Genomic DNA, 19319 nt, shown 5'->3' with positions numbered 1-19319 from the left:
ATGCGGACCTCGTCCTTCTCCCGGAGGATCTTCTATGGACCGCGCAAATGACGAATGAAAGGGGTGGGACCGCGCCTACGGAGGGGCGGCCTGCTGGAAACAGATCAGGCGAAGGGAAGCGGCATGCAGCAGCGCAGCGCAGGCCCGGGGATGGGCGCGCACGGTCGTGCTTGGTGGAACAGCTGGTCTCCGTTGTTGCATGTTCGCCCTGCCTTCGGGGTTGGTGTGAACACTGAGGATGCGGGCCTGCCCTCTACCGGGTGGACGGACCGCGCTCCTGATTTTTTGATAGTCGCTGACACAAGCTGCCGCTGCTCACGTTGCAGGGCAGCTTGTGTCAGCGGCTTTCGCCGCTGGGGTCTCTCGTGCAGGCCGGGTGGAGCCGGCCTGCAGTCGAGTTTGAAACAGGGACTACGCGATCAGCGGAACAGCACGGCCGACTTCTGCAACACCAGGGTGATACCCCAGACCAGCGGAATGCCGACGGCCGCCCAGGCCAGACCGATCACCACCGGGTTGCCGCCGGAACCGATCTGCGACATGTCGCCGGAACCAGCGGTGGCAGCCGCATCGGCAGCCGACTTTTCGTGGGCCAGCTGCTTTTCGCGGGCCAGTTCTTCCGGCGTCATGAAGTGCTTGGCAGCGACCGGGCGGATCAGCAGGTTGCAGATCAGACCCAGCACCAGCATGCCGGCGAGGATGTACATGGTGGTGTTGTAGACCTGGCTCTTGGGCATGCCCAGGGAGAGCTGGTATTCACGCATGTAGTTCACCACCACCGGACCCAGGATGCCGGCGGTCGCCCACGCGGTCAGCAGGCGGCCGTGGATGGCGCCCACCATCTGGGTGCCGAACAGGTCGGCCAGGTAAGCCGGCACGGTCGCGAAACCGCCGCCGTACATCGACAGGATGATGCAGACCGCGCCCACGAACAGCGGGATGTTGCCGGCCTTGGCCGACCACGGAAGGCTCACGTACAGCACGAAGCCCAGCACGAAGAAGATGGCGTAGGTCATCTTGCGGCCGAAGAAGTCCGAGCACGACGCCCAGGCGAAACGACCACCGATGTTGAACAGCGAGATCAGACCGGTGAAGCCGGCAGCCAGCGCCGCGATGGCGGTCTTCTGGTCGACCGACAGGTCATTGAAGCCGATGTCCACGCCCAGCAGCTTGCCGCCGAACACTTCCTGCAGCATCGGCGAGGCGATGCCGATGACGCCGATACCGGCCGACACGTTCAGGCAGAGCACCAGCCACACCAGCCAGAACTGGGGGATGCCCCAGACCTTGGAGACGTGCACGTGGTTCTGGGTGATCATCGTGGCCGAGGACTTGGCCACCGGCGGGGTCCAGCCGGCCGGCTTCCAGCCCGAAGGCGGCACGCGGTAGCCGAAGGCGCCGGCCATCATGAAGACGAAGTAGATCACGGCCATGACCACGAAGGTTTCCCACACGCCCACGGAAGTGGGGGTGGCGAACTTCTTCATCAGCGCATCGGCCAGCGGGGTGCCGACCAGCGCACCACCACCGAAGCCCATGATGGCCATGCCGGTGGCCATGCCGCGACGGTCAGGGAACCACTTGATCAGCGTGGACACGGGTGAGATATAGCCCAGACCCAGACCAACGCCGCCGATCACGCCCGAGCCCAGCCACATCAGCCAGATCTGGTGCGTCTTCACGCCCAGGGCCGAGATCAGCAGGCCGCCGCACCAGCAGATGGCAGCGACCACGCCGGCCTTGCGGGGACCGGCGTGTTCCAGCCAGCCACCCCACAGCGCGGCGGAGATGCCCAGCAGGACGAAGAACATGGTGTACATCCAGCCCAGCATGGAGATCTTCCAGTCACAGGAGGACGAGAAGACCTGGGCGAAGAAGCCGACATCGGCGCCGCAGGCGATGGGCGCGGTCACGCCCAGGGCCTTGGACAGCGGCAGCCAGAACACGGAAAAACCGTAGGCCATGCCGATGCAAAGGTGGATTGCGAGAGCTGCTGGCGGTACCAGCCAGCGATTGAAGCCAGGCTTGGCGACTGTATGTTCCTTGTTCAGGAAATCGAAAGCCATTATTCCTCCGAATATTTTTGAGTGTGTGTGGTGGGTAAATCGAAGGAAGGACTGCATCGCAAAGCCGGTAGGGCCGGATCGTGAAACCGACCCATCTTTGCGGCGCTATCCTTCTCTTTTAATTTATTTATATATGTACAACGCCGCATATATTTTTTATCATTTATGCGGAGTGACGCGAAATTATCACTGATAAACTGCCGTTTCAATATGCTTTATTTTGCCTAAATGTTCAAAGTCCACATCAAACCGCACTGGGAAATCGCCTATGACAATGAGGTGGCTCTGGACACGGCCAACCTGCTGCAACTGCTCACGGCGATCCAGCAAAGCGGGTCCATTGCGCGTGCCGCGCAATTGACGCGCTATTCCTACCGGCACGCCTGGGGACTATTGCGCGATGCGGAAAGGATGTTTGGCAACGCACTGATAGAAAGCGGCCGTGGCCGTGGCACCACACTCACCGATTTCGCCAGCAAGCTGTTATGGGCTGACCGCCTGGTGACGGCGCGCCTGTCGCCGACCCTGGACAGCCTGGCCTCGGAGCTGGAAGTGGAACTGGGCAAGACGGTCGAAGGCCAGTCCGAGAAGGTGCGGCTCAATGCCAGCCACGGCTTTGCGGTCGCAGCGCTGCTGGGCAAGATCAACGAGGCACGCCTGCCGGTGGAAGTGCGCTACCGCCACAGCACCGATGCCGTGGCCGCGTTGTCGCGCCAGGAGTGCGACCTGGCCGGTTTTCACGTTCCGCTGGGCGAATTCGAGAAACCGGCCATCGCCACCTATGCCAAGTGGCTCAACAAGCGCAGCGATTGCCTGATCCACCTGGCCATCCGCAACCAGGGCCTGTTCGTCGAACCGGACAACCCCAAGGGCCTGCGCGGACTGCCCGACCTCGTTCGCAGCGACCTGCGCTTCGTCAACCGCGAAGCCGGCTCCGGCACGCGCATGCTGCTGGAGCTGATGCTGGCCGGCGCCGGCATCGCCCACAAGAAGATCAACGGCTTCGAAAATACCGAGTTCACCCACTCGGCGGTGGCCGCCTTCATCGCCAGCGGCATGGCCGATGTCGGCTTCGGCGTGCAGACGGCGGCCCACCGCTTCGGCCTGGGCTTCATCCCGCTGGTACGCGAACGCTACTTCTTCGCCCTGCCCGCGGCCTCCCTGCAAGACCCGCTGATCCGCGCCGTGATCGACATCCTGCAATCGGATGGTTTCCGCAAGGTGGTCAACAACCTGGCCGGCTACGACGCCACCGACATGGGCAAGATACAGACCATCAAGGAAGCCTTCGGCTGAGCGCGCTCCGCAGACGCTTGTAGCCCTGCAGCGATCAGGCTACACTCCCGCCCCTGGCCCGTTGCCGTCCTGGCGGCGGGCCATTCTCTTTTGGCCTGATCGCGTCATGAATTCCGCTGCTCTCACCTCTTCACCTGCCCTGCTGGCGCTGGCCACCATGGATCAACGTCTGCTGCGCCTGCTCGACGCCATCCTCGATGAAGTCCACCTGGCACGCGCCGCCGCCCGCGTGGGCTGGCCCTTGCCGGCTGCCGCCAATGCGCTGGAACGCTGCCGTCAGTTGCTGCGCGATCCCCTGCTGGAAGATGGCGGCCAGCAGATGCGCCTGAGCAGCCTTGCGCAAAGCCTGCGCGAGCCGCTGCGCCAGGCGCTGGGCGGCGATGGCGCCGCGTCCCCGGCGCACGAGCAGGACCTGGCCACGCTGGCGCGCCGGGTGCGCATCCTCATGCCCGACTATCCCGCCCAGGTGGTGGCCCAGCCGCTGTATCAGGAACTGAGCGCCAGCGCGCCCCTGCTGGATCTGGAATTCCAGACCTGGCAAGGCGACGCCGATGCCGCCGCCCGCCTGGAGCGCGGCGAGACCGACCTGGTCCTGGGCGCGGCCACGCCGACCAACACCCTGCGCGGCCGCGAAGTGCTGCAGGAACGCTGCGTGGTAGTGATGCGGCGCGACCACCCGGCGGCGCAACAGCTGACCATGGCGCGCTGGCTGGAGTATCCCCATCTGCAGATCGCCTGCCATGACACGCTCAATCGCCGCATCGACGAACAGCTCGCCACCCAGGGCCTGCGCCGCCGCATCGGCATGGTGATCCCCAACTTCCTGATGGCGCCGGCCCTGCTGCAGGGCTCGGAGTTGATCGCGGTGATGCCCATGTATTGCGTGCCGGCCGCCACCGCTGCCCATCCGGTGGTGCTGGCCTGCCTGCGCCCGCCCCTGCCACTGGAGGCGCCGCCGCTGCGCCTGCTGCATCATCGCCGCCACGCCGACGACCGCGCCGTGGCCCACGTGGCGCAAGGGCTGGAGCGCATCGTGCGGCAGCGATTTGATGTGCGCTGAACATCAGGCGGTCAGCCCGAAACCTGCCGGCCGGGTCGCCGGATCGCAGGACCGCCGCACCATCACACCGTCATCGCCGGCGCCGTGACATCCAGGTGCTTTTGCAGGAAGCGCACGCACTCGCGCACCTTGGCTGAATTCTTCAGCTGCACGGGATAGACCGCGCACAGGTCGGCCTCCTGGAAATACTGCGGCAGCACCCGCACCAGCCGCCCGCGCTTGAGGCTATCGGCCACGTCCCAGATCGACCGCAGGATGATCCCGTGACCATCGACCGCCCACTGGTGGATGATCTCGCCATGGTTGGATGCCAGTCCCCCCGAGACCTTGACCGTCTCCTGCCCCTTGGGCCCCATCATGCGCCAGATGCCGAAGGACTGATTGCGCTCGCGGATCACCAGGCACTGGTGCTGGCGCAGCGCCGCCAGGTCGGCCGGCGCGCCCTGCTTCTTCAGATAGGCCGGACTGGCGCACAGCACCCGCTGGCTAGGCAGGATGCGCTTGGAGAACAGATGCGGCTCATGCCCCGCCCCCACGCGGATATCCAGATCGATGCCTTCATTGACCAGGTCGATCTGCCGGTCCACCAGCTCCAGCTGGATCTTCAGTTCCGGGTGCTCGCTGGCAAAGCGCGACAGCAGAGGCGAGACCACCTTGCGCCCCAGCCCGAAGCTGGTACTGATCTTGAGCAGTCCGCGTGGCACCCGTTTGGCGCTGCTGACGGTTTCCATCATCTGCTCGACGTCATCGAGAATCTTGCGCGCCCATTCATGGACATTGCCGCCATCCTCGGTCATGACCACGCTGCGCGTGGTGCGATGGAACAAGCGCACGCCCAGCGCCTGCTCCAGCAGCGCAATGCGCTTGCTGATATAGGCCGGCGAAGCGCCGACCTCGCGCGCCGATTCGGCGAAGTTGCTGTGGCGCGCCACCACGCAGAACAGACGCAGGTCTTCCAGCAGGGGAGAATTGTTCACGATCTGTAGTCATTGAAATCCACGATCTGTGGATTATAGTCGGGTCACGACCCACCCGAACAAGCGCCACGGGCGAGGTGACCCAGCCGATACGGCTCGCCTCGCCCGGCGGGCCAAACCACCCGCAGACGCAGGAATTGTGGCAGTCTTGCGCTATCGCAACGAATTCTTGGAGTTACCGGCATGAGCATCATCGAGGAGCAGGAGGTCCCGCCCGACCTTCCCCACATCCAGCGTATCGAAGTCAATCAGCTGCAATGCCTGCGCGTGCAGACCGCGCGCGCCGAAGTACTGATCGCCGAACAGGGCGCCCAGGTCCTGCGTTACCAGGTCCACGGTCAGGAACCGATCATCTGGATGAGCGAGGAAGCCGCCTTCGAAACTGGTAATTCGGTGCGCGGCGGCATCCCCGTCTGCTGGCCCTGGTTCGGCGACCTGATGCGCAATCCACCGCAGGTGCAGTCCCTGCATGCAGGTGGCCGCCTGCCGGCGCACGGACTGGTCCGCGGCATCCCCTGGCTGCTGATGGAAAACGCCATCGAAGGCGACACCGTACGCCTGGTGATGGCCATCCCTCCCACCACCGATTCGCCGGCCCTGCGCCACCTGCCACCGGGCCTGGAACTGCGCCTGGAAATCCTCCTCGACGACCGCCTGCACCTCAAGCTCACCACCCGCAACGGCAGCGAGCAGCACATCGCCCTCACCCAGGCACTGCACAGCTACTTCGCCGTCAGCAGCATTCACGACGTCACCGTGGAAGGCCTGGAAGGCCAGCGCTACATCGAAACCCTGGAAGGCTGGGCCGAGCGCGAACAGAAGCGCCCGCTGGTAGTCAGCAGCGAAACCGACCGCATCTACCTGGACCTGCCGGCGCATCTGGCGATCCGCGATGAAGGCTGGAACCGCCGCATCCACATCGAAGCCAGCGGCTCGACCTCGGCCGTGGTGTGGAACCCCTGGGTCAGCAAGGCACGCCGCCTGTCGCAGTTCGCCGACGACGCCTGGCAGCGCATGCTCTGCATCGAGACCGCCAATGTGATGGACGATCTGGTGGAACTCGAACCGGGTGCCGAGCACAGCATGGGCGTGAGCCTGTGGGGCGAAGCACTGGGCGGCTGAACCGCTCTCAAGGCATCACCAAGGCACTGCCGCAGTCCGGGCAGTGCCTTTTTCATGGGCTGAGGTTTTGCGCATCATTCACGGATCGTGTTTTATAAGATCACCAGATCGTTGATGATCCCTCGCCCGAAGCGTTCTATGATGGACACCGTTTACACCGCCCAGAACAGACCACAGGAGCACAGCAGATGAGCAAGACCCACAGGATCGCCGTCATCGCCGGTGACGGCATCGGCCAGGAAGTGATGCCCGAAGGCCTGCGCGCCGTCGAGGCCGCCAGCAAGAAATTCGGCATCGACATCGAGTTCACCCATTTCGACTGGGCGCACTGCAACTACTACGCCCAGCACGGCCAGATGATGCCGGACGACTGGTTCGAGCAACTGAAGGGCTTCGAAGCCATCTTCTTCGGTGCCGTCGGCTGGCCCGCCACGGTGCCGGACCACGTCTCGCTGTGGGGTTCGCTGCTCAAGTTCCGCCGCGACTTCGACCTCTACGTCAACCTGCGCCCGGTGCGCCTGATGCCCGGCGTGCCCTGCCCCCTGGCCAACCGCAAGCCCGGCGACATCGATTTCTACGTGGTCCGCGAGAACACCGAAGGCGAATACTCCTCCATCGGCGGCCGCATGTATGAAGGCACCGACCGCGAAACCGTAATCCAGGAATCGGTCTTCAGCCGCAAGGGCACCGACCGCATCCTCAAGTTCGCCTTCGACCTGGCGCAAAGCCGTCCCAAGAAGCACCTGACCTCGGCCACCAAGTCCAACGGCATCGCCATCACCATGCCCTACTGGGATGAGCGCGTCGAAGCCATGGGCGCCAAGTACCCCGACGTGCGCCGCGACAAGTACCACATCGACATCCTGACCGCGCACTTCGTGCTGAACCCGGACCGCTTCGACGTGGTGGTGGCCTCCAACCTGTTCGGCGACATCCTCTCCGACCTTGGCCCCGCCTGCGCCGGCACCATCGGCATCGCGCCCTCGGCCAACATCAACCCGACCCGTGAACTGCCCTCGTTGTTCGAACCGGTGCACGGCTCGGCCCCGGACATCTTCGGCAAGAACATCGCCAACCCGGTCGCCATGATCTGGTCCGGCGCCATGATGCTGGACTTCCTGGGCAACGGCGAAGGCAAGTATCGCCAGGCCCACGACGCCATGCTGGCGGCCATCGAGGAAGTGCTGGTCAACGGCCCGACCACCCCCGACCTGGGCGGCAAGAGCAACACCACCGAAGTCGGCAAGGCGGTGGCTGCGGCAATCTGAGCGCCCCTGACTGCCCTTCACTGAAAGAGAAGATGGCTCGCCGCGTGCGGGCCATTTTCCTATGGCGGCCCCATGATGATTTGCAAAGGGCATGTTAGGATTGCCGCTCTTTCAATTTTCGTGATCGATGAGTTGGACATGGCTGCAAGCCTGCGCATGACGGGACACCGCGTACTGGCCGAACTGCTCTTCTGGAGCATCCCGCTGATACTGCTGCTGGAAGACGATGTCGCCATGCTGGCCATGATGCTGACCTGACGCGAAGCCCTGCGATATGGATAGACCGTCCCCTCACCGCCTGCGCGCTCCCCGCCCCACCCTGCTGCTGGCGGCGCCGCTGGCCTTGCTCCTGGCCGCGACCTGCCTGCCCGCGCGCGCAGAATGGTCGCCCCTGGGCGAAAACACCATCGGCAGCTTCTTCATCGACAAGAGCAGCATCGTCGTCACCCGCAGCGTGCGCCAGGCGCAGATCCTGCTGAACTGGAGCCGTCCGCAACTGTTGATGGGCCAGGGCAGCAAGACCTATTACCTGTCGGAGGTCTCGACCGCCTATTTCGACTGCACCAGCCGCCAGCTCGGCTTTGGCAGCCGCAAGATGTACGCGCAGGCTGACGGCAAAGGGCAGATGCTGCTGGCGCCGCAACTGGCCTACTCGGACGTGAAGCTGCAGGACCCCATCCCCGGCTCCACCGGCGAGCGCGCCATCGAAGCGGTATGTGGAAAATAATTTTCATCGTTCTTTGATGAGGCCGCTTCAGGGGCTTGCCCCAGGAAGCGAAATCGGCAATAATGTCGGGCTTGCGTTGCCGGGATGGCGGAATAGGTAGACGCACGGGACTCAAAATCCCGCGCCGCAAGGCGTGCCGGTTCGATTCCGGCTCCCGGCACCAGAAGTCCTTTTTAAGAATGCACCTCTCGGGGTGCATTTTTGTTTTCTGGAGCGGAAATCACTACGGCCCACGGTTGCCAATACCGTACGCCCGCCCCCCATGGCCTTGGCATGAGGCGCGAGAACAAAACTGATCTCGGAAGCACGGTCGTCGTCAGCATTCGAAACAGACCAGCCGAACCGTACTGAGTCCACTGAAAAAATCTCTTTTCATCGCCAGCAATAGAGGCGATAGACAAAGACTCTCTGTCATAACTGGACAGGTCCGAAATTAGTCGTGAGAAGATCAGGTCATCGATTTTATTCAGCGAATCAGCACCTACGAGCGAGGTCGGGGGCATGTACTTGAAACCATCGGCCTCCTCGCCCACGATCCAAGATTTTCTTTTACGCCATCCTCGAATGCAGGCGTCTCCCCTAAAGAACTTCTCATCGTGATCCAGCGATCAAAACGAGCCGTCAAGACAAACCTCTACTCCAAGCAATGAAAACCCTCCTCCCCATCCTCTGCACGCTGAGCCTCCTCGGCTGCAGCAAGCCCGAAGGCCGGTGGCGGGCGACTCAGGACGTCAGCGTCTTCAAAGCCGCCGACGAGGCCGACGAGGTGGCCTTCATCCTGCGCAAAGGCGAACCATGCGCCCTTGGACGGGAACAGGTGGTCAAGGCATTCATGTACCGGGAGGTCAACTGCGCGCAAGGTCGGGGATGGATTCTCTACGAGGCCGGCTACCCTTTCGCTCAGGAATCCCGCTGATCCGTTCGCCACTGAACACCCGTTCAGACAAACCCGTTTCCTTGCACCCATCCCCGGAAACCGGTGAAAAATCCCCAGGATCAACGCTCCCGCACCGCCCGCCAGCAAACCGATCTTTTTTCTGCCAAGAGCAGTTTCATTTTTTTGTCAGAGCCTATATAATCGCCCCCTCTTCGGAATTCGGCAGCCCTGCCAGGCAGGAAAACCTGCCTCCGGACCAGACAAGAACACCCCAAAAAGGCCCTCCTCAGCGAGGGCCTTTTTTATGGGCCGCGATTTTGCAAACAATTTACGCAACCCTCGCCAGAAGCCCCGTCATTACAGGAAACTTATCCACGATTTATGTGCATAAATTTGTGGATAACCCATTTCCCCGATGCGCAAGCGGCGTCCCCGCCTGCCCTCCCAATAAACCGCACAAAAAATAGGCAGTCCGGCAAGGGTCAGCCTTCCCGCGCTGCCGATCTCTTGCCCCTGGTCATGATCGCATCGCGCAACGCCTGGGCCAGCGTTGCGGCGGCCGGGTTGAGTACCCGTCCCTTCAGGCTGATCAAACCCATGGCGCGGCTCAGGACCGGGCTGGTCACCGGGCGCGCCACAATGCCCTTGTAGGGGGCATTGCGCAGTGCCAGCTCCGGCAGCAGGGCGACGCCCAGGCCGGCGGCGACCAGGCTGATGGCGCCGGCCACGTGATTGGTCTCGTACTGGATCACCGGGCGCTGCGGTACGCGGGCGAAGGCATTGTCGATCAGGCTGCGGTTACCGCTGCTGGACGAGACCGAGACCAGCTTTTCCCCGGCCAGCGATTTCCAGTTCAGGGTGGCATGCACTGCCAGTGGATGATGGGCCGGCATGACCGCCAGGTAGCGTTCGCGGGTCAGTTCCTCGAAATCGATCTCGGCTTCCTGTGCACCGATGAAGTTCACGCCGAAGTCCGCCTCGCCCTTGCGCACGCTTTCCAGTACGTCGGCCGCGCTCTCGTCGATGATGCGCACCCGCACATTGGGATGGCTGCGCGCATAGGGCTTCAATACCTGCGGCAGCAGGTTGTTGGCCACCGAAGGCACGCATGCCACCGTCACATGCTGGCGGCGCTGCGCCATGCCCTGCTCCACGCTCTTGACGGCCAGTTCCAGTTCTTCCATCACGGCCTGGGCATGCACCAGGAACAGCTCGCCGGCCGGGGTCAGGGAAACGCGCCGGGTGGTGCGGTCGAACAGGCGTTCCTGCAGCGCCTGTTCCAGGTTCTCGATGCGCCGGCTCAGCGCCGGCTGGGTGATGAACAGGCCCTCGGCCGCCGCCCGGAAGCTGGATTGGCGCGCCACGGCGATGAAAGCCTGCAATTCGGAGGTCTCGATATTGATGCGCATTTTTTATCAATCCCAAGATTAAATGCAATTAACTTTTCAAAGGATACTCCGCAAACTGCCGGGTCTCATTCCCTAGTTCAAATTAAAAACGCCAATCGGAGATCCCATGAAAAGCATCCTCACCCATTCCGTCCTCCAGCGCAGCGTGCTGGCCCTGGTCATCGGTGCCGCCAGCAGCCTGGCCGCCGCAGCCGATCTCCACGTGGTCAGCTCGGGCGGTTTTGCCGCCGCCTACAAGGCACTGGCCCCGGACTTCGAAAAGAAGACCGGCCACAAGCTCATCTCCGGCTGGGGCCCGTCCATGGGCGAAACCCCGCAGGCCATCCCCAACCGACTTAAGCGCGGTGAATCTATCGACGTGGTGATCATGGTCGGTGACTCTCTGGACAAGCTGGTGGCCGAGGGCAAGGTGTCGCGCTCCGAGCACAAGCTGCTGGCGCTCTCGCGCATCGGCCTGGCGGTCAAGGCCGGCGCACCCCGGCCTGATATCTCCACGCTGGACGCCTTCAAGCGCACGCTGCTGACGGCGCATTCGGTGGTCTATTCGGATAGCGCCAGCGGCGTGTTCCTTTCCACCAAGCTGTTCAAGCGCCTGGGCATCGACCAGCAGATGGCCTACAAGGGCCGCATGATCCCGGCCGAGCCGGTGGGTGAAGTGGTGGCGCGCGGCGAGGCAGAAGTCGGCCTGCAGCAGATCTCCGAGCTCAAGCCGATCAAGGGCATTGAGATCATCGGCCCCATCCCCGAAAGCGCGCAGCAGCTTACTCCGTTCTCCGTAGGCGTGGTGGTCGGCACCAGGGAGCCGCAGGCCGCCAGGGAACTGCTGCAATACCTGGCCTCGCCGGAAGCCGAGGCGGCCATCAAGGCCTCCGGCCTGGATCCGGCGCCGCGCTGATCGACGGCTGATCCAGCGCCTGAATCAAGAGAGAAGAGAGAGACCGACATGACCACAAGCACAACAAGCACAAAAAGCATCCAACACTCCAAGCTGTCCACCGTCCTGCGGGTGACCAGCGGCAACTTCCTGGAGATGTTCGACTTCTTCCTGTATGGCTTCTATGCCAGCTATATTTCGAAGACCTTCTTCCCGTCGGACAACGAGTTCGTCTCGCTGATCCTGACTTTCGGCACCTTCGGTGCGGGCTTCCTGATGCGTCCCCTGGGTGCCATCATCCTGGGCAGCTACATCGACCGCGTCGGCCGCCGCCAGGGCCTGATCGTGACACTGGCCATCATGGCCATCGGCACGCTGCTGATCGCCTTCGTGCCGGGCTACGCCACGATCGGCGTGGCCGCGCCCATCCTGGTACTGACCGGACGGCTGCTGCAAGGGTTCTCGGCGGGGGTGGAACTGGGTGGGGTGTCGGTCTATCTGGCTGGAATGGCCACGCCCGGCAACAAGGGCTTTTACGTCAGCTGGCAGTCCGCCAGCCAGCAGGCGGCCATCATGGCCTCGGCCCTGATCGGCTATCTGGTCAGCCAGTCGCTGGCACCGGCGCAGATCAGCGACTGGGGCTGGCGCATTCCCTTCTTCATCGGCTGCCTGATCGTACCGGCCATCTTCATCATCCGCCGTTCGCTGCAGGAGACCGAGGAATTCCTGGCCCGCAAGCACCATCCGCGTTTTGGCGAAATCATGGCCTCCATCGCACAGAACTGGAAGATCGTGGTGGCCGGCATGATGATGGTGGTGATGACGACCGTGTCCTTCTATCTCATCACGGTCTACACCCCCACCTTCGGCAAGAACGTGCTCAAGCTGTCGGCCTCGGATAGCCTCATCGTCACCTTCTGCGTGGGCCTGTCCAACTTCTGCTGGCTGCCCATCATGGGCGCGCTGTCGGACCGCGTGGGGCGCCGCCCGGTGCTGGTGGCCTTCACGGTGCTGACCCTGCTGACCGCCTACCCGATCATGTCGTGGCTGGTCTCGGACATCAGCTTCAAGAACCTGCTCATCACCGAACTGTGGCTGTCCTTCCTCTACGCCAGCTATAACGGCGCAGCCGTGGTGGCGCTCACCGAGGTGATGCCCGCGCATGTGCGCACGGTCGGCTTCTCGCTGGCCTACAGCCTGGCCACTGCCATCTTCGGCGGCTTCACGCCACTGGTCTCGACCTGGCTGATCGAGACCTCCGGCGACAAGGCAGCACCGGGTTACTGGATGAGCTTTGCCGCCATCTGCGGGCTGATCGCCACACTGGTGCTGTATCGCGGCAAGGCCGCGACAGCTTCCTCATCGTCCACCTCGGCGGCCTGAAGCATCGTCCGCTCCGGTCGCAAGTCCTGCAGCCGGAACACACCCACCAGCTCACGCAGCCGCTGCGACTGGTCCTGCAAGGACTGGGCCGCGGCGGCGGCCTGTTCCACCAGCGCCGCATTCTGCTGGGTGGTTTCATCCATGTGGGTGATGGCGTGATTGACCTGTTCGATACCGGCGCGCTGTTCCTGCGTGGCCATGCTGATCTCACCGACGATGTGCGACACCCGTCGCACGCTGTCCACCACCTCGCCCATGGTCGCGCCGGCCTGTACCACCAGGCGTCCACCAGCATCCACCTGCGCCACCGAATCATCGATCAGCGCCTTGATCTCCTTGGCCGCCGTGGCCGAGCGCTGGGCCAGCGAGCGCACTTCCGATGCCACCACTGCAAAGCCCCTGCCCTGCTCGCCGGCGCGGGCCGCTTCCACCGCCGCATTGAGCGCCAGGATATTGGTCTGGAATGCGATGCCGTCAATCACGCCGATGATGTCGACGATGCGGCGCGAGGCCTCGCTGATGCCCTGCATGGTGCTCACCACCTGCTGTACCACTTCCCCGCTGCGCGCCGCCACGCCGGAGGCATCCGAGGCCAGCTGGTTGGCCTGCTGCGCGTTCTCGGCATTCTGGCGCACGGTGGAGGTCAGTTCCTCCATCGCCGCCGCCGTTTCTTCCAGTGAGCCTGCCTGCTGCTCGGTGCGCGCCGACAGGTCCAGGTTACCACCGGCGATCTCGGCCGAGGCGGTGGCGATGGTCTCGGCCCCGCCGCGCACATCGGCCACGATGCGGGTCAGACTTCCATTCATCTGGCGCAAGGCCTCCAGCAGCTGGCCGATCTCGTCCCGCGCGCCGGCCCGGATCTCGCTGCACAGGTTGCCATCGGCCACCTGCTGCGCCACCTCCACTGCATGGCGCACCGGGCGCGTGATGGAACGCGTGGTCCACCAGGCAAAGCCGCCACCCAGTAATACCGCCAGCGCAGCGATGGCCAGCATGATCAGGGTCTTGCCGTGGTACTGGTCGGCGGCTTCCTGGCCGCTGCGCTCCATCATCATGGTGCCCACCGAAATATAGCTTTTGAGGCGGGCGATGTACTTGTCCTGGTCCTGGCGCAGGCTGGTCATCAACAGCTCGGTGGCATCCATGGTGGCGCCGGTGGAGGCCAGTTGCAGGAAACGCTGCTGGCCCTGGCGGTAGCTGGCGCGCAGCGACAATATCTCGGCGAAGGACTTGCGGCCCTGTTCGCTGGACAGGCGTGCCTGCAGTTTGCCGAGGTCTTCGCCGATGGCGGCTTCACCCTTGTCGATGCGGGCGATTTCCTCGATCAGTTTCTGGTGGTCGTCCAGCAGCAGCAGGTTGCGCATGCCGCTGGCATTCTCGCTGATGCGCAAGAGCACGTCATTGGCCAGCAAGACCTGCGGGTAGCGGTCTTCGACGATCTGGCGCGTGCCCTGGTGCAGCGTGGACAGGCTGGCGATGGCCAGTCCCGTGATCCCGGCCAGCAGCGCCAGTACCAGTCCGAAGCCCAGTCCAAGACGGGCACCCAGTTTGAGATTTGCAATCATGAGGCTTTCTCCGCAACGCAAGAATGCCGGGGGGACGATGCCATGATGCCCACCGGCAATGAATTCGGTTTGGATAAAAAAATGGCGGAGAAAGAGGACTTCCTCCGCCCAAGGCACTACGAAGCAACTCCCCGCTCCAGGGGAGCTGCACGCAAGACAAGACTATTCACAGAAGGTAATGCCAGCCATCCAAAGATGGCCTTAGAACGAGTGGTGCATGCCGATGGTGGTGACCAGTTGGCCCTGGCCGCCGGAGACGCCGGTGGAACCGCCTGCACCGGTACCGTTCATGACAGCAAAGCGCGCATCGCCGCCGGCACGCTGGTAGGCGGCCTGCACGTACCACTGGGTGCGCTTGGAGAACTCATGCACGTGCGACAGGCTGAAGGTGTTCCAGCGCGCGCCTTCCAGCTTGGACAGGCCATAACCGAAGTTGATGGTGTCCAGCGTGGCATAGCGCCAGGCCGCGCCCAGGTCCAGGTTCTTCTGCTTGGGCGTGGCGCCGCTGGGCATGGACAGCTTGACCTGGGTGTAGGCGGTGTTCAGGCGCACGCTGCCGATGGTGTAACCCAGGCCGCCGGCGGTGGTGGTCAGGCTGTTGAAGACCGTCGCCGCATTGCCCAGGCCGACGCTGCTGAGGAAGGTGCCGGCGTAACCAGCGGCACGGTTGTTCAGCTTGGAATACGCCAGGGCCGCGCGGAACGGGCCATTGGTGTAGGTCGCACCGGCGCTGACGTTGCGACCAGCGCTGCTGTCGCCGGCCACTTCGCCGAAGCCGTACATCAGGCTGCCCTGGAAGCCGCCTGCGGTGGGCGAGGTATAGCGCACTGCATTGTCGAACTGGTAGGTGTTGGCCAGGCTGTCCAGGTTACCCGGGTGGAACAGGTACCAGTTGGTCAGCTGGAAGCCGTTGGACAGCTTGCCCACGTAGTCGAACACCACGTCCGGCATGTGGCCCAGGGTCACCGCACCGAAGTCGCCGGACAGGCCGATGGTGCTGTAGCGGTTGAACAGCTTGGAGGAATTGGGCGTACCGCCGGTGTCGGTGTAGAAGCCGGCTTCCAGCTGGAAGATCGCCTTCAGATTGCCGCCCAGGTCCTCGATGCCACGAAAGCCGATACGATCCGGCTGCATCGTGCCCTGATCCAGGCGCGACACCGATCCGCCATTGAGGTTGTTGATATAGGCTACGCCAGCATCGAGGCTGCCGTAGATGGTGACGCTGCTCTGCGCAAAGGCGCCCGCCGACAGGCAGGATGCCGCTGCGGCAATCATTAACTTCTTCATCAAACTCCCCTTCAACGAATAAAGTCCAAACACGCGGCCAGGCCGCATTCACTCACTGCTCCCCGGCGCCCCGTGCGCAGGAGAGGTGACTTCTGCCGGCAAGCGAGGCGCCCTGTTCCGCATGGTCGGCGGGCGCCGCTTGCCAGGTGGTGCGTGATCCGGTGTTATTTGTTTCACCTATGGATCGACGTTCCACAAAATTCATCAGGCTCAAAAAAATGCCCTGTGCCTGAGCACGGGCATGGGGCCGGGCAAATGCTGCCCGGGCCTTGTTGCCTTACAGGTCCTGCTACAGGTCCAGCACCAGGCGTTGTCCCTTGCAGCCGGACACGCACACCATCATGGTCTTGCCGGAAGCGCGCTCGGCCTTGCTGAGCACGCCGTCGCGATGTTCCAGTTCACCCTCCAACACCTTGGTCTCGCAGGCGCCGCAAACCCCTTCGCGGCAGCTGTGATCGACCGCAATGCCGGCATCCAGCAAGGCGTCCAGCAGCGACTTGCCAGCCGGGACGGTGACGCTGGACTTGCTGCGCGCCAGTTCGGCCACGTAGCTGCCGGTCTGGACCGCCTCTACCTTTTCGGCGGCAAAGCGTTCGATGTGGACGTTGGGCAGGCCCAGTTCTTCGCACAGGTTTTCGAAGGCGTTAAGCATGGGCGTCGGCCCGCAGCAATAGAAATGCGCCTCCTTCGGATGCGCGGCGAGGAAAGCCCGCAGATCAGGCGGCGCGCCGGCCTCGTCATCGAAGTGGCTGGACACACCGGGCTGCCCCAGCAGCTCGGCGGTGAAGGCCGCTTCCTTGCGCGAGCGGGCGCAGTAGTGCAACACCGCTTCCCGCCCCTGGGCGCGCAGGTGGTGATACATGCAGGAAATCGGCGTGATACCGATGCCACCGGCGATCAGCACCGACAACGGCGCCGCTTCTTCCAGCGGGAAATTGTTGCGCGGTGCCGAGATGGTGAGGCTGGCACCGACCCGCAGTTGTTCATGCACATAGCGCGAACCACCGCGACTACCCCGGTCGTTGAGCACACCGACCACATAGCGATGCCGCTCGGTCGGCGAGTTCGACAGCGAATAGCTGCGCACCAGGCCATTGCCCAGGTGCAGGTCGATATGCGCACCGGCCTCGAAGGCCGGCAGCTCGCCGCCCTCGGGCAGGCGCAGTTCGACGCTGACCACGCCTTGCGCTTCAAAGCGCATGGCCTGCACGCGCACGGAAATAAGAGGACTGCTCATGAATGCACCACCATCACATCAGATTGTTCAAACCGCCTCGTGTCACTTGCTGTCACTTGCTGCCACTTGCAGCCACTTGCATCAACCGCCCACTGCCTGCCGCAGGTCCACACCCAGCCGCGCAAAGGCATCGATCTCGACCGTCAGTTCCGGAAACACCAGCGCGCTCACCGCCACCAGCGTCGAGCACGGATAAGGCGTGCCGAAGAAGTCGCGCCGGGCGCGTCCTACCTCGTCCTTGTGCGCGATGTCGGTGACATAGATCACCAGCTTGGTGATGCTGCCGACGCTGCCGCCGGCGGCCTCCACCAGATCGCGGATCTTGCCCAGCACCACCAGCGTCTGCTGGTAGGTGTCCAGCGTCTGCTGGCGCGAGGCCGGATGTGCGGTCATGCCGGACATCACGATCTCGTCGCCCACCACCAGGCAGTTGGACCAGGTGGCCGTGGCCAGCTCGGGGACCTTGTCGGTCTTCACATGGCGCACGGCGACCGGGCTTGCTGCGTGGTTCATGCTGCCTTCACCGGCGCCTTGGCCGCGGCCAGTTCTTCTTCCCGCGCCAGCTGGGCCTTGGCCAGACCGCGCAGGTGACGACGCAGGCGCACGATGCCCATGTCGTGCTGGTACAGCATCTCGCGCTGGTTGGCGTCGGGCTCCATCAGTTCCAGCACCACGCGGTCCTGTTCCAGCACGTTCCAGTGGCGCGCTTCCAGGCGGTTGCGGTAGAGGAAGCGCCAGGTGTCGCGCTGCCAGCCGGACAGCTTGCGGCAGCGCCAGTGGAACACCGCCGCGATGTTGTCCACGATGGGCGTGTAGCTGCCGATGATCACGAAGCTGCCGCCCGGGCCGCCGGTCTTGGGATAGGGAATGGCCAGGCGCATCCAGTGCAGGTCGGTATCGCCCCATTCGGTCCAGTCGAAGTTGACGTCGCGCTGGCCTTCCTTCTCGAAGACGAAGCCGATGTCGGTCTCGCGGATGCCGAAGCTGGCGGTGTTGTCGCCTTCGGCCATGGAGTGCGACTGCTTGTGCAGGAAGGTGCCGTGCATGGGGTCCATCACGTTGTCCAGCACGTAGCGGTAATCACCCTTCCATTCGGTGTAGCACAGGAAGTTGGAATACTCGGGACTGGTCAGTTCTTCCGGCAGGCGCAGCGGCGGCGGGGTGTCGATATCTTCCATGCTGTTGTAGAGGAAGATGGCGCCGGCCGCTTCGGTGACGTGGAAGCGACGCGTGGCCTTGGCGCCCTCCAGCTTGCAGCCGGGGCTGCCGGGTACGCTGGTGACCACGCCGTCGAAGCGCACCTGCACGCCGTGGTAGCCACAGGCGATGCGGTCACCCATGGGGATGCCCATGGACAGCGGTGCGCCACGGTGCGGGCAGTGGTCTTCCAGGGCATGCAGCTTGCCCGAGGGCTCGCGCCAGAACACGAATTTCTTGCCCAGGCGACGCAGCGAGACCGGCTTCTCGGCCACGAACTCGGACGGGCAGATCGGGTACCACAGGTCTTTCAGGCCGACGGCGAGGACGGCGTCGACGGGATCATTGGCGGTGGTTCTCATTTGGATACTCTCCTGTAGGCTGGCTTGGCGTCTGGACGGATCAGGCGGCCAGGCGGGCAATCTCTTCCTGGAAGTTGGCGGCGGTCCACACGCCCTGGTTGTAGGGGCAGCTCGGACCGGTACGGTTCAGGTGTGCCACCAGCGCATCCAGCTCGTGGATGCCAGCGGCATAGGCGCGCTCGATGGAGTCGCCCAGCAGGTCTTCGAACTGGGTCGGCGCACGGCGACGTGCCTGGTGCGGATTGAGATAGACATCGGTAACAGTTGCAACCATCATTGGCCTCCATTTCTGACGCGCTCGCGGATACGCTCGCGCACGGGAACAAAATCGTAAGTGGGGTAGCACTCGGTACGGAACACACCCCAGGCCGAGCGCTCCAGCTCGACATTGACTTGCGGCAGCAGCGCCGGCGGCAGCTCCAGGGTGACGATCTGGCCCAGGCCCATGGCCACGGTCCAGGACACCACGCGACAACCTTCCACCGGGAAGCGCTCCCACCAGTCCATCTGCTTCATGTGCGCCTGGATCTGCTCCAGGTTCTTCGACTGGTCATGCCTGAGCAAGATGGTCAGGAGCATGCGGTCGGAGTGGGTCTCTGCACTCATCGCTGG

The 19319-nt window shown here is 63.6% G+C and carries 18 protein-coding genes and 1 tRNA gene; 9 read left to right on the top strand and 10 right to left on the bottom strand.

Annotation, left to right across the window (positions count from 1 at the left end):
• Window positions 1-419 precede the first annotated feature (419 nt).
• Window positions 420-2066 carry an OFA family MFS transporter gene (locus tag BTM36_RS21665; RefSeq protein WP_006462375.1) on the bottom strand — a complete coding sequence of 549 codons (1647 nt, stop codon included), beginning with the start codon at window positions 2064-2066 and terminating at the stop codon, window positions 420-422.
• Window positions 2067-2294: 228 nt separating this feature from the next.
• On the opposite strand from BTM36_RS21665, the gene BTM36_RS21660 reads away from it, so the two are divergent.
• Together BTM36_RS21660 and BTM36_RS21655 are read left to right on the top strand one after the other, a co-directional pair.
• Entirely contained in the window at window positions 2295-3362 is a 1068-nt protein-coding gene (locus tag BTM36_RS21660; protein ID WP_077237879.1) for a substrate-binding domain-containing protein, read from the top strand.
• A gap of 106 nt (window positions 3363-3468) precedes the next feature.
• Window positions 3469-4422, top strand: a complete 954-nt coding sequence (locus tag BTM36_RS21655; RefSeq protein ID WP_077237878.1) for a LysR family transcriptional regulator — start codon at window positions 3469-3471, stop codon at window positions 4420-4422.
• 62 nt (window positions 4423-4484) lie between these two features.
• Here the strand turns inward: BTM36_RS21655 and BTM36_RS21650 are convergent, their stop codons facing one another.
• Window positions 4485-5399 carry a LysR family transcriptional regulator gene (locus tag BTM36_RS21650; protein WP_077237877.1) on the bottom strand — a complete coding sequence of 305 codons (915 nt, stop codon included), beginning with the start codon at window positions 5397-5399 and terminating at the stop codon, window positions 4485-4487.
• A 183-nt stretch (window positions 5400-5582) separates the two neighbouring features.
• On the opposite strand from BTM36_RS21650, the gene BTM36_RS21645 reads away from it, so the two are divergent.
• The 5 genes from BTM36_RS21645 (at window position 5583) to BTM36_RS21620 (ending at window position 9432) form a co-directional block, all read left to right on the top strand.
• Window positions 5583-6521, top strand: a complete 939-nt coding sequence (locus BTM36_RS21645) for a D-hexose-6-phosphate mutarotase (RefSeq protein WP_077237876.1) — start codon at window positions 5583-5585, stop codon at window positions 6519-6521.
• Window positions 6522-6709: 188 nt separating this feature from the next.
• The gene (locus tag BTM36_RS21640) at window positions 6710-7789 is read left to right on the top strand and encodes a tartrate dehydrogenase (RefSeq protein WP_077237875.1); all 1080 of its coding nucleotides are present in this window, start codon (window positions 6710-6712) and stop codon (window positions 7787-7789) included.
• A 274-nt stretch (window positions 7790-8063) separates the two neighbouring features.
• Window positions 8064-8516 carry a surface-adhesin E family protein gene (locus BTM36_RS21630; protein WP_077237874.1) on the top strand — a complete coding sequence of 151 codons (453 nt, stop codon included), beginning with the start codon at window positions 8064-8066 and terminating at the stop codon, window positions 8514-8516.
• A 78-nt stretch (window positions 8517-8594) separates the two neighbouring features.
• Window positions 8595-8679, top strand: a tRNA-Leu gene (locus tag BTM36_RS21625).
• Between the two features lie 483 nt (window positions 8680-9162).
• Window positions 9163-9432, top strand: a complete 270-nt coding sequence (locus BTM36_RS21620; protein ID WP_077237873.1) for a hypothetical protein — start codon at window positions 9163-9165, stop codon at window positions 9430-9432.
• Between the two features lie 443 nt (window positions 9433-9875).
• Here the strand turns inward: BTM36_RS21620 and BTM36_RS21615 are convergent, their stop codons facing one another.
• A complete protein-coding gene (locus BTM36_RS21615) occupies window positions 9876-10802 on the bottom strand; it encodes a LysR family transcriptional regulator (RefSeq protein ID WP_077237872.1) in 927 nt (308 codons plus the stop codon).
• Between the two features lie 106 nt (window positions 10803-10908).
• Here BTM36_RS21615 and BTM36_RS21610 point away from each other — a divergent pair, with 106 nt between their 5' ends.
• Both BTM36_RS21610 and BTM36_RS21605 read left to right on the top strand, forming a co-directional pair.
• On the top strand, window positions 10909-11697 hold the full coding sequence (locus tag BTM36_RS21610; protein WP_077237871.1) for a substrate-binding domain-containing protein: 789 nt from the start codon (window positions 10909-10911) through the stop codon (window positions 11695-11697).
• A gap of 48 nt (window positions 11698-11745) precedes the next feature.
• The gene (locus BTM36_RS21605) at window positions 11746-13059 is read left to right on the top strand and encodes an MFS transporter (protein ID WP_077237870.1); all 1314 of its coding nucleotides are present in this window, start codon (window positions 11746-11748) and stop codon (window positions 13057-13059) included.
• Here BTM36_RS21605 and BTM36_RS21600 read toward each other — a convergent pair.
• From BTM36_RS21600 to BTM36_RS21570, 7 genes are all read right to left on the bottom strand, one after another.
• Complete coding sequence (locus tag BTM36_RS21600; protein WP_077237869.1) at window positions 12957-14624, bottom strand: methyl-accepting chemotaxis protein; 1668 nt, start codon at window positions 14622-14624, stop codon at window positions 12957-12959. The genes BTM36_RS21605 and BTM36_RS21600 overlap by 103 nt on opposite strands.
• Window positions 14625-14825: 201 nt before the next feature.
• Window positions 14826-15899, bottom strand: coding sequence for a porin (locus BTM36_RS21595; protein WP_077237868.1), 1074 nt, complete (start codon window positions 15897-15899; stop codon window positions 14826-14828).
• A gap of 301 nt (window positions 15900-16200) precedes the next feature.
• A complete protein-coding gene (locus BTM36_RS21590; RefSeq protein WP_077237867.1) occupies window positions 16201-17148 on the bottom strand; it encodes a PDR/VanB family oxidoreductase in 948 nt (315 codons plus the stop codon).
• A gap of 81 nt (window positions 17149-17229) precedes the next feature.
• Window positions 17230-17661 (bottom strand): RidA family protein, encoded by a 432-nt coding sequence (locus tag BTM36_RS21585; protein ID WP_006462360.1) that lies wholly within the window; start codon window positions 17659-17661, stop codon window positions 17230-17232.
• Window positions 17658-18707 carry an aromatic ring-hydroxylating dioxygenase subunit alpha gene (locus BTM36_RS21580; protein WP_077237866.1) on the bottom strand — a complete coding sequence of 350 codons (1050 nt, stop codon included), beginning with the start codon at window positions 18705-18707 and terminating at the stop codon, window positions 17658-17660. The genes BTM36_RS21585 and BTM36_RS21580 overlap by 4 nt, the downstream gene beginning before the upstream one ends.
• A gap of 40 nt (window positions 18708-18747) precedes the next feature.
• On the bottom strand, window positions 18748-18981 hold the full coding sequence (locus tag BTM36_RS21575; RefSeq protein ID WP_006462358.1) for a recombinase-like helix-turn-helix domain-containing protein: 234 nt from the start codon (window positions 18979-18981) through the stop codon (window positions 18748-18750).
• Window positions 18981-19313, bottom strand: coding sequence for a hypothetical protein (locus tag BTM36_RS21570; protein WP_006462357.1), 333 nt, complete (start codon window positions 19311-19313; stop codon window positions 18981-18983). The genes BTM36_RS21575 and BTM36_RS21570 overlap by 1 nt, the downstream gene beginning before the upstream one ends.
• Window positions 19314-19319 lie beyond the last annotated feature (6 nt).

The sequence above is a fragment of the Herbaspirillum sp. VT-16-41 genome, from assembly GCF_001994935.1.
Taxonomy (GTDB): Bacteria; Pseudomonadota; Gammaproteobacteria; order Burkholderiales; family Burkholderiaceae_D; genus Herbaspirillum; species Herbaspirillum frisingense.
The sequence above is the reverse complement of the archived record's forward strand: the minus strand, read 5'-3'. Positions and strand labels throughout refer to the sequence as shown.